This is a genomic window from Micromonospora sp. NPDC049366, from assembly GCF_044466625.1.
Classification (GTDB): domain Bacteria; phylum Actinomycetota; class Actinomycetes; order Mycobacteriales; family Micromonosporaceae; genus Micromonospora.
Window position 1 is genome coordinate 1 of the sequence record NZ_JBITMV010000045.1, and the last position, 10,441, is coordinate 10,441.

General features: G+C 71.4%; 8 protein-coding genes. All 8 read right to left on the bottom strand.

Features of this window, described 5'->3' with window-relative positions:
* Nucleotides 1–64: 64 nt before the first annotated feature.
* The 8 genes from ACIBTV_RS31170 to ACIBTV_RS31205 all read right to left on the bottom strand — a co-directional run bounded on the left by ACIBTV_RS31170 (nucleotide 65) and on the right by ACIBTV_RS31205 (nucleotide 9,872).
* Complete coding sequence (locus ACIBTV_RS31170) at nucleotides 65–481, bottom strand: hypothetical protein (RefSeq protein ID WP_396710740.1); 417 nt, start codon at nucleotides 479–481, stop codon at nucleotides 65–67.
* Nucleotides 482–924: 443 nt separating this feature from the next.
* Nucleotides 925–1,269, bottom strand: a complete 345-nt coding sequence (locus tag ACIBTV_RS31175; RefSeq protein ID WP_396710741.1) for a hypothetical protein — start codon at nucleotides 1,267–1,269, stop codon at nucleotides 925–927.
* Between the two features lie 517 nt (nucleotides 1,270–1,786).
* Nucleotides 1,787–2,182: a hypothetical protein gene (locus ACIBTV_RS31180; protein WP_396710743.1), complete on the bottom strand. Its 396-nt coding sequence runs from the start codon at nucleotides 2,180–2,182 to the stop codon at nucleotides 1,787–1,789.
* Between the two features lie 119 nt (nucleotides 2,183–2,301).
* Nucleotides 2,302–3,291: a DUF932 domain-containing protein gene (locus tag ACIBTV_RS31185; RefSeq protein ID WP_396710745.1), complete on the bottom strand. Its 990-nt coding sequence runs from the start codon at nucleotides 3,289–3,291 to the stop codon at nucleotides 2,302–2,304.
* A 565-nt stretch (nucleotides 3,292–3,856) separates the two neighbouring features.
* Nucleotides 3,857–5,161, bottom strand: a complete 1,305-nt coding sequence (locus tag ACIBTV_RS31190; RefSeq protein ID WP_396710747.1) for a helix-turn-helix domain-containing protein — start codon at nucleotides 5,159–5,161, stop codon at nucleotides 3,857–3,859.
* Between the two features lie 200 nt (nucleotides 5,162–5,361).
* Nucleotides 5,362–6,051, bottom strand: a complete 690-nt coding sequence (locus tag ACIBTV_RS31195) for a hypothetical protein (RefSeq protein WP_396710749.1) — start codon at nucleotides 6,049–6,051, stop codon at nucleotides 5,362–5,364.
* 303 nt (nucleotides 6,052–6,354) lie between these two features.
* Entirely contained in the window at nucleotides 6,355–7,209 is an 855-nt protein-coding gene (locus ACIBTV_RS31200) for a replication-relaxation family protein (RefSeq protein WP_396710750.1), read from the bottom strand.
* A 200-nt stretch (nucleotides 7,210–7,409) separates the two neighbouring features.
* Nucleotides 7,410–9,872 (bottom strand): type IV secretory system conjugative DNA transfer family protein, encoded by a 2,463-nt coding sequence (locus tag ACIBTV_RS31205; protein ID WP_396710752.1) that lies wholly within the window; start codon nucleotides 9,870–9,872, stop codon nucleotides 7,410–7,412.
* Between the last annotated feature and the right edge of the window lie 569 nt (nucleotides 9,873–10,441).

The following is a 10,441-nucleotide window of genomic DNA, read 5'->3' on the forward strand; positions in this document are numbered from 1 at the left end:
GGGTAGTGCTTCATCACCATCTGTCAGGGACTCCTGATCTCCCCGGACCATCACGATCCAAGGCTCAAGTGTCCAGGACCAGGGGGCAACTCCCCTCCGGCTTCGACAGCTGTGCGACGGTGCCCCAGCCCTGACTGGGCCGCTGCTGGAGCACCCCGATGGAGTCGTGGTCGTTGTTGTCGCCGAGGTTCGGCAGGTTACGCAGGCCGGATTCCTGCATGGCGGTGGCGAGGGCGATGACCCACCCCCAGCGGGGTACGCCCTTGGCGACGCCGACGTCGATGATGGTCGCGGCGATCGCGATCTGTTCGGTGTCCCAGGCGCCGATGCCGGATGGCTGCCCGGCGGGTCGGAGCGCGGGCGCGGTGGCGGCGCCGCACCCGCTGGCGCCGCCGCCAATGACGGAGGACAGCAGCAGCATCGGCAGGCCGAGGCAGCCGATGATGACGATGGTGACGACGCCGATGACGGCTTTGGTCATGGCAATGCCTTTCGAAGGGGCCGGGTCTTCGTGCGGGACCTGGCGGACGCCAGGGCAAGGACGAAGAGCTTGGCTATCCGCGGTTAGCAGTGGGCCAAGATCCGCGTGGGTCTCGCGGAGGAGTTGGGTGTTCAGGTTGGCTGCGTCCCTCGGCGGGTGGATGGAGTCGACCGGGGTCGCGTAGCGCGAGGCACAGTGGACGCGTACAAGCCGGAATGAGGCAAGGCGCGCCGTGATAGCCCGAGGACCAGTGCTGCGCCGATCTGCCCGGGGGAGCCGGGTCATCGACTGCCGGGTATTGGTGGCCAGCCAGTGGCAGGTGGGACGTTGTCGGTGGATCGCCGCTGGCGGTGTGGGTGGGGTCGTGAAACGCAAAAAAGGTTGTGGGCCGCCCTCGCGGGCGGCCCAGCAGGCCGATCGGCATGGTTCGGGATGGGCAGCGACTACGTCTCGCCGTGGTCCTGCCCCGAGGTTTGCAGGATGGCGACGGCCTGGCGCAGCTGCCGCTCAATGAGAAGGCTGGCGGCGTAGAGGTCGTGGTGTGCGTGGATGTGGCCGGCGTTGGACCAGTCCCATTGGCCGCCGGGGAGCCGGTTGACGAACCACAGGTCTGCGCGGTGGTCGAGGAACAGGGCGCAGTCCCACTGTTCGATGATCAGCGTGGTGGGTTGGGTGGCGCAGGTGATCGCACAGGCGCAGCGATCGTCGTGGTAGGTCGTGCGCGGGTAACCGTGGTGCTGCGGGCAGCGGCAGTCACAGATCCGCTGCCACGGCGCCGTGTAGGCCATGTCGGCCTCCTCGAGGGTGAGGCGCGTACGCCTCGGGGCCGCCGGCGGGGGCGGCTGACCGAGGCATACGAGGATGGGAATGGTGGCGGCCGCGGTTGGGCCTGCGGGATGAGCCGGGTCTGAGGCGCCACGTCGCGTTGGACCTGGCGGGTCTCCTCGACGGTGAGCAGGTAGGCGGGCAGCTGCGGCACGCCGTCGCGCCAGGCGCGGTAGAGCCGGTAGCACCCGTCGATGAGCAGCGGCGATGGTGGCCCGCTGACGACCAGCTGCGCGATGATCACGGGTGTGGTCAGGTCGGTGGTCATCGCGTAGGAGCGGTCCAGGCTGTCGCGGGTCGGGCCGATGAGGCTGATCGTGCGGGCGTTCGTGTTGTTCAGATGGGCTAGCCCGTATGCCTGCGCCCGTGCCGCCACGTCCAGCGGCCGGGCGTCGCGGGGTGCGGTGGTGATCAGCGCGAGCGCCGTGTCGACGGCGAAGACTCACGGGCCGAAGTGGAACCACTGCGGGTTGGGGTCGGTCATCGGCTGCCGCCGGTGACCCGGGTGTAGATCGCGACGCAGCGCAGGATCAGCTCGTGCGAGGGCAGGGTCAGCAGCCGCTGCCGGTGCTCGTCGCTGTGGCGGTCCCAGATGGCGCAGGTGACTCTGGCTGACCACAGGTCCACCAGCACGCCGTCGATTTTGGCGTGCTGTCGTGCGGCGACGATGCGCCGCAGCGACTCGAGCAGCGTCGCGTCGCTGGCTGGATGGGTGTAGTCGTCGGGCCGGGCCGCGTCGGGCAGCAGGGTCAGGCAGTCCTCGCAGCTGCGCTCGGCAACCGGCGGGTCCTCGGTCTCCCAGCGGGCGACGGTGTCGGCGGGCAGGCCGCAGACGGCTTGCCGCGGGTCGCGTGGGTGGTGGAGGTGGCCGGTCATCGGCGGCTTCTGCCTTCTGCCTGGCATCCGGGTGCGTGGGGTCATGGGTGGTTGCTCCGTTCGGGTTTGCCGGGGCAGCGGACGCGCGTCCGCTGCCCCGGAAGGGGAGTGGGGGACGGTCAGACCGTCAGCAGGTGGAAGGCGGCCACCTTCAGGTCGCCGGTTTTGCCGGTGACGACGCGGTTGGCGCGGGTGGTCGCATCCTTGGCCTGCTGGTAGTGGTCGAGGTACTCGGTGATGGCCTGGTATCCGGCCCAGCGGGTGCCGGCGATGGCGCGCTGCGTGTCGGCCTCGGTGATCAGGTACTTCAGGGTGCCGAGGCGTTCCTTGGCGTTGTTGCGGGTCTTCTCCGAGGCGTTGTCCTTGACCGGCCACACCTGCGCGACCACGTTCTCGAACTCGCGCATGGTCATCTCGGTCTGCAGCATCCGTTCGGCGGCCTTCTCGAACGTGTCCATGTACGTCCACATCAGGCCCAGCGCCTCGCGGGCCTGGGCGATCTGGGAGCCGACGTTGCTGGTGTGCCGGAACGTGTAGTGGCCCACGGCGTGGGCGAAAGCCGCACGCTGCGTGTTCGCACACACCACCCGGATCGGGCTGGCGTCCACGCGCAGCGCGGCGGTGCCGTCGTGGGAGGTCGTCCCGATCAGGTAGAGGTCCAACCGGTCGACCCCGGCGATCTCCATGGAGTCGGGGAGTTTCAGCGTGACGAACACGCTCTTGCCGTTTCGGAGGCTGCCGGCGGTTTCGAAGTGGGCGCCGCCGACCTGGTCGACGAGCCGGTCGAGCATGTCGGCGCACTGCTCGTTCTGGACCACGGTGTAGTCGGTTCCGACGACACCGAGGTACTCCGTCGCCCCGGTGACCGGGTTGCGACGTACGGTCATGCGCTTGTCGTCGGCGGGGATGGGAACCTCGACGCCGTTGATGACGTCGATGCCCTGGACGCGGATGGTGCGCACGCCCCAGTTGCCGAGCAGGGCGGCGCCCATGATTTCTTGGGCGCTCATCGTGTTCTGGGTGACGGTGCCCAGCTGGTGCCAGGCCGAGAGACGGGCGCTGGCGAAGGCGGTCTGACCGTTGGCGAAGGTTTCCAGTTCGTGTGGCACAGCTTGTCCTTTCAACATGCCGCGGGGGGGGGGGCGGCCCGCCCCGCCCCCCCCCCCGGGGGGGGGGGGGGGGGGGGGCGCCCCCCGGGGGGGGGGGGGCCCGCCGGGGGAAGCCGAAGGCCAAGGGGGGGCAACCGGCCGCGAGCCGGGCGCTGGCGATGGCGGTGTGACCGTGGGCGACGGTTGCCTGTGGGTGGGGCACAGCTTGTCCTTTCACCCGGCCGGGGGGGCCGCGCGGCCGGGCGCGCCCCCCGACAAGGGATGGGGATGGGTTACTGCTGCCCGGCGTAGCGGGTCGGCCCGCGTCGGGATACGCGAACGTCATGGGCGTCCAGTCGACGCGGACGAGGCGGCCGCCGGCCGCCTCGTCCGGGCATTGGCGCTGGTTGACGTCCAAGTGGCGACCGTCGAGCGGGCGCTGATCTCCCCGGCGCATTAGGCAGGCATGCCCGCTGCGTTGGGCCGGCCTCTCCGTGACGCGCCGACCGGGGAGTGGCCGACCGTGCATTGGCTGACGGCCAGGTTCCGCAGGACGGTTGTGGGCGTCGCCCGAGTGGAGCCGCCGTCAGGACCGTCCGGCGGCGACTTCGTTGGACTGGTCCGTCGCGCCGTCATCGGCCTGGGCGGGGTACTGGAATGCCCACGGCGACTCGGAGACCATCACGATGCGGCCGGCGGCACCGAGCTTGCCGCAGTTGTTGCGCACCGCCCCGGAGCTGACTGCCCGGCCTCCGAGCTGGGCGCTGATCGCGACGGTGATCTCCTGCGGCGTCATCGTCCGCCCGGGGTTGGCCTTGAGCGTTTCGAACGTCAGCCGTTCCAGTTCGCCTCTGGCGAACGGCTGGGAGCCGTCGGTGTTGACCGTGGCGTCCGTGCGGGGCGACCCGGCGGACGACATACCGGGTGTGCGGGTGGGCGGCCGCGTGGGCAGAGCCACGGCGTGGACCGTGCCATCCGCGGCGACGATGTGCAGCGTCGCGTCCGGGCGGACGAGGTGCTGCACCTGGGCGAGCGCGTCCGGCGAAGCGGACAGGCCCTTGACCACCTGCAAGCACAGCGGGCAGCGGGGCGGCGCCGGGTTCGGGTCAACCTCGCTGGCCTTCGTGGGGCCGGCGATCCACCGCCGCGGCACCCCGGGCAGCAGGCGCGCGGCGTCGGCCTGCTCCATCGCGGTCAGCAGCCGGGCGGCGGTGGTCTCGCCGATGCCGCTTTCGGCCACGATCTCGCCGATGGTCGCACCGTCGTCGCCGTGCTCACTGAGCACCGCCTTGATCGTCATGACTTTGCGGTCGCCGGGGCGGCTGGGCTGGACCACGGTGACCCGGTCCTTCGCGTCCGAGCCATCGGAGTCCTTGTCCGCGTCGCTGGTGTCGTCATCGGTGGCGACGGTGCCCGGGTCGTGGCTGTCGCCATCACCCTCGCCGACCTCGGCCGGGTGCGGGCCGACGTCGGCGCCGCTCGGCTCGCCGCCGGGCGGCGTGTGGTCGCTGCCGGCGTCGTCGTCGGCCTGGCCGGCTTCAACCCGGTCGGTGTCAGACGCGTCAGTTTCGCCGGTGGGGGTGTCGTCCTCAGCGCCGTCCGGCTTGTCGGCGCCGGGTTCGGCGTCGGTGCTGACGTCGCGCTCTTGGGTTTCGGCCGCGACGCGCTCCGAGGGGGCCCACCGGGTGGGGGTGCCGTCGGTGGTGTCCGCGTCGGTGCCGACCGCGACGATCAGGCCGGCGTCGGCGAGAGTCTTGATCGCCCGATCGGTGGTGGAGCGGGCCTTGCCCGAGCGTTCGCTGAGCTCGTGGGCGGTGCCTTGGCCGAGCGCGACCAGGGCGTCGAGGACGGCCCGGGTGCCGGGCGTCATGGTGGACGGGTCGTACGGCATGTTCCCTCCCTGGGAACTGGTGGGTTGATGCCCCGGCACAGGGTTGTGTCGGGGTTTGTGCGCCGGGTCGTGGACAGCCGTCATGGCGGCGGGCGCGTCGAGCGGCCCGCCGCCGTGGTCTGGGAGTCGGCCCGGTGGCCGTGGCGGCGGCGGAGATGTCGGCAGGCCGCGGCCGGCCTGTGGTGTGTGTGGGTGCGGGGTCAGGCGATGGCGACCGCGCACAGGCGGGCGCGGCGGTGGAGGCTGCGCACGTAGGCGCAGGCCTCGTTGAGGAAGCGGAACCGGTCGGCGACGGAGTCGCCGGCGGGGGTGAGCAGGCGGCCGTCGGTGGTGATCAGCGCGTCGCCGATCAGGGCGGCGCGCCAGTGCAGGCCGGCGTAGGTGGCCTCGCCGGCCTGGTAGACCGATAGCTCGTAGGGGTCGAAGTGGTGGGCGAGCATCGCCAGGACGCGGGGCTGCTGCTCGAAGCGGCGGCGGGCCTCGGCCACGGTGACGGTGGCCGGGGCGGCGTGGTGCTGGGCGAGGAAGTCCTCCCACGGTCGGGCCGGCAGGGTTCGCGCGGCGATGTGGGTGTTCCAGGCGCGCCAGCGCAGGGCCGCGTCGTGGGCGGCGGTGGCGGCGGTGCCGGTGAGGTCGAGGCGGCTCTTGCGGCCTCCGGCGGCGACGGTGATCGCACCGAAGCGGCGGGCGGCGTCGAGCAGGTAGTAGCCGATGAATCGGGTGAGCCAGCCGGTGAGGCGTCGGTGGCGGACGCGGTAGCGGCGGGCCGGGGTGCCGTTGGCCTCCAGGAGGTCGTTGACCTTTTCGCTGGCGGCGAACCAGTCGGCGTCGTCGCCGGGGGCGAAGCAGACGGTGACGACCAGGTCGGCATAGCGGGTGGGTGTGGGCATGGCGGGGTGCTCCCTTCGCGAAGGCGTGGGCTCGGTGGAGCGTGGTGATGTCACCGGGTCGCGGCGTCTGTGCCGGGAGTGCTGCCGGTGTGGCGCGGGCGGGAATCACGGGCCGACCGAGACGGTGGGCTGGGGTGATCCCGCGGGCGCGGGCAGGTCCGGGAGGCAAGACGGGCGGCGGTGCGAGAAGAAAGAAGAAGCTGCACCGTAGCCGCGTGACCTGACAGCACCGGCCCTGTCAGGAAATCCGGTCACGCCCGTGACCTGGGAGGACTCGTGCGGTGGCGCGCCTGTCAGGGTCTGTCAGGCGACGAAGAGGCCGTCGTCGTCGAAGTTGGGGTTGTCGGCCACCGGCTGACCGTGGTCGGCGGGCAGGTCGGCGATCCCGACACGGGCGGTGGCGCCGACCGGCAGCCACACCGCCTCGGCCGGGTCCGTGTCGTGGGTGGCGGTGGCGACGGTGACCTCGTCGCGGCGACCGCGCAGCCGCCGGTGCAGGTGTTCCTCGCGCGGGGCGCTGCCGAGCCAGAACAGCACCGGATACCGCACGCCGACGCGGCGGGCCAGGGCGGCGTAGCGGTCGAGTTTGGCGACCAGCCTGCCGAGTGGTTCGGTGCCGGTGTCGGCCTCCAACCAGAACCCGGCCATGGTGTTGCCGACGCGCCACAGGCCGTGGCCGTCGGCGGTGATGGTGCGGAACTGTTTGGTGGTGGTGGTCTCCGACCACCAGCGGTCCAGCCGGGCCTGCGGATGCCGTCTCGTGTGCGCGTGAAGCCGGACGAAGAACTCGTTGATCGTGACTAGGTGGCTCAGGTGCGGATTCGCGGAGAGTCGTTGCACGCGTTGACGGCTTGCCCGGGCGGTGGGTTCGGGACGGTCGTGGGCGGCGGCCTGGAACCGCTGGCCGTGGTGGCCGAGGGTCCAGTGCCAGGGGTGGTTGCCGCCGCCGGTGCGGGCGAATCGGAACCGGTCCAGCAGGCCCAGCTCGCGCAGCTCACCGAGGCGGACCTGGCAGGTGCGCCGGGCGGTGAACAGCAGACGGTGGATCTGGTCGGTGGTCAGCACGTGATGCTCGTCGAGCAGGTGCAGCAGGTGGCGGTCGCGGTCGGTGATGTGGGGGTAGATGGCCAGCAGACCATCGGAACGCGGTGGGGGCATGGGTGCCTTTCGGGGCTCGTTCGGGGGCGGCATGGGGGGCTCGTTTGGGGGTGTCGCCGAAACGAGCCCCCAGACGAGCCCGTGGAGGCCGACCTGTCAGGTGCTTCACCTGCGAAGATCCGGCCTGGTGGAGACCAGAGGACAAGATCGACTAATCCCGACTCCCTACCGGGACTGTCTCTCCCTGGGTGGCGGCGCGCTCAGCGCTCGTGTCCGGCTGTCCGCCGTCTCATCGCGGTGCGGGCGAGCTGCTGAAGCGGCGGCTCGTCGTCGGTGCGGTGGTGCGCGGCGGCGCAGTGCTGGCGGATCGCGGTTGCCTCGCCGACGACGGCGGCCGGCGGGTTGGTGGTGAAGGTGAACGCCGGCAGTTCCCGGTTGCCGACCAGCAGTCGGGCGGCGGCGGTATAGACGTCGAGGTGGGCCAGGTCGTGCTCGTCGAGTTCCGGTTTGGTGTGCCGGGACAGCTCGCGCGCGTCGGCCGGGTCGACGGTGAAGAACAGCTTCGAGCGCGCGTTGGCCGACACCGCTGAGGCGATGTCCTTCGGTAGCTGCGCCAGGTCCTGGTGGGCGAGCACCAGGCCCAGCCGGAACCCGCGCGCCTCGGCCAGCATGTCGCCGACGCTGCCCGGCAGTGTCAGGAAGTTCTGACACTCGTCCACATAGAGGCTGGCGTCTCTGCGCTGGTCTTCGGGGACACTGGCGCGGGCGATGGCGGCCTGCCAGACACGGGCCACGATCAGCGAGCCCAGGATTCGGGTCGTCTCCTCGCCGAGGATGCCCTTGGGGAGCCGGCACAGCAGGACCCCGCCGTCGAGGATCGCGCCCATGTCGAAGGAGCTGTGCGCGTTGCCGATGACGCTCTTGACGAAGTCGCGCAGCAGGAACGCCCGCAGCCGCGCGAGCACCGGTGCGATGACCTGCCCGCGGAACTGTTCGTTGATGCCGTCGTACCAGACCCAGAATCCGCCCAGGCCGTCCGGGTCGTCCAGGCCGTGGGTGAACCGAGCCCGGAACTGCTTGTCCTGCAGCAGCGACGGCACGAGGCTCAGGGTCGGCTTGGCATGGCGCATCAGCGTCAGACAGGCCACCCGCATCGTGTCGTCCATGCGGGGTCCCCACTGGCCCTGGAAGATCTTCGCGAAGATCCCCACCAGGTTGTCGACGGCCAGGTGCGGATCGCCCCGGTCGTCGAGGGGGTTGAAGCAGCCGGGGTTGTCCTGGTCGGGGTCGATGATGACGATCTTTGTCGCGTACGAGGCGGGGAGCCGGTCGAGGATGTCGGTGATCAGGTCGCCACGCGGGTCGATGACGATGGTGCCGCGGCCGGCGGTGATGTCGGCGAGGATCATGTTCAGCAGCAGGGTGGACTTCCCGACGCCGGTCTTGCCGACGACGTGGACGTGTTGGCGGGCGTCGGTCACCCGCAGCCCGACGCTGTGGTGGCCGATTTGTGAGCGGCCCAGCACCTTCACGCTTCGCCCGCCGGAGGGCACCTGCACCGGCGCCGGCACGGCCTTGGCCCGCGCCCGGTCCAGCCCCGGCACCGCCTGGTCCTGCGGCAGGGCGGCGAGAGCGGCGAGTTCCGCCACGGTGGCCAGGAACCCCCGTCGGAGGCTGCGCCCGGCGAGGGTGGCGACGGGGTGGGGCATCCGCATGCGCCGCAGCCGGTTCGGGCCGGTGTATGTCGCGGCGGCCGAGGCGATGCTGTGGCTGAGGTGTCCGAGGCGTGCGCGGGTCTGCTTGGCCCGCTGCGTGCCTGGTGGTGTCGTGTCCGGGTCGGCGGCGACGGCGAAGCGGACCGCGATTTCGAAGTGCGGCACATGCACCGCCTTGTCCACGACCGTTCGGGCGTCGGCGCTGGCCACCGCGTCGCGCTCGGTGACCCGCCCCGCCTTCACCGGCGGCTGTGATCGCGGTGGGCCGGGCGTGAAGAGTTCGAGCAGCCACAGCAGCGGCTCGATCACCAGGCGCGCCACCCCCGACACCGCTCGCGCGACGGGGTCCGGTTGTCCCTGCGGATGGGTGCCGGTGGTGGCCGCTGCCCGCCGGGCGGCCCGCACACGGCGCGCGGGAGCCGGGCGGGCGAGGATCTGCACGCACGCGTGTTCCCGGTGGCGGACCTCCGCGCCGGCGGCGAGCAGCGCCCGCAGCGGGTCACTGTCATGGTCGCTGCGCAGCGGCAGCCCGTCGGGGTGCTGCGGCCAGTGCGCCCCACCCACCGCCGCGCCGACGTGCGCCGGGATCGGGGCGGCGGCGTCTGCGGTGGTGATCGTGGCGGCGGGCCAGGCCGCGCGAACGGCAGCCTCCACCGCGCCGGGCGCCACCGTCCCGGGCACCCACACCCGGATCGACAGAGCGCGGCCGGTCCACGTGTACTCCCACCCGACGTGCGGGTCACCGAACACCCGGCGCCGCCACCCCGACCCGGTCAGCACACCGGTGAGGGTGGTCCAGAACGCGGCGGCGGCCTCGGCGGTGACCTCGGGCGGGGCGGCGATGGTCAGCCACCGCGCCCCGTCGGTGAGCCGCCGGTGCCGCCAGGCGAGCACCTGGTCACGGACGACCACCGCCCCGACGATCGCGGCGGCGACGAGGAAGGCGAGCCATGGACGGGCGGTGACCCAGTGCCCGACCTCGACGGGCCAGGTCGGGGTGGTCGTCACGGGATCTCCCCGGTGCCGACTGCCGCAACTACCGCCAGCCGATCACGGTCGATGCTTGTGGCGAGGCGTGAAGTCCGCGACCAGCACCTCGGTCTGGCGCTGCTCGTTGGCTGAGCGGGCGAATGACGGATGGCGGGGGAATCTGATCTGTCGTTTGTTTCCACGATTTCCTACCAATCTTCGATCATCGAAGGGGTGTGGTCTGCCCGAGGTTCGGCGTGTCGCTCAACTCGGTTGAGGATGAGGGGACTACGAGCAGGAGTCGGCGGATCGATATCTGTTGGTGTGCAGAGGCTCGGGGATCTGTGTCAGGACAGTCGCGATGGCCGACCACTGCGTCCGCTCCTGGGAGGTGCCGCAGCCGGCGGTGGGGCGAGTCAGCAGCCCGGACGAGTCACCCGGTAGTCCAGGCGAGGCTGCGCCCTGGTGCTGGGCTTGGGCAGGTCGACGGGCGGGGCCGGACGCAGCTCGGACCCTCTAGACGAGTAAGTCCTAACCCTGGTCAGTGGTCGTAGGCGATGAGGGACCTGGTCACGGGTTGTCCGGTGGTCCGGTTGTGCCAGATGGCG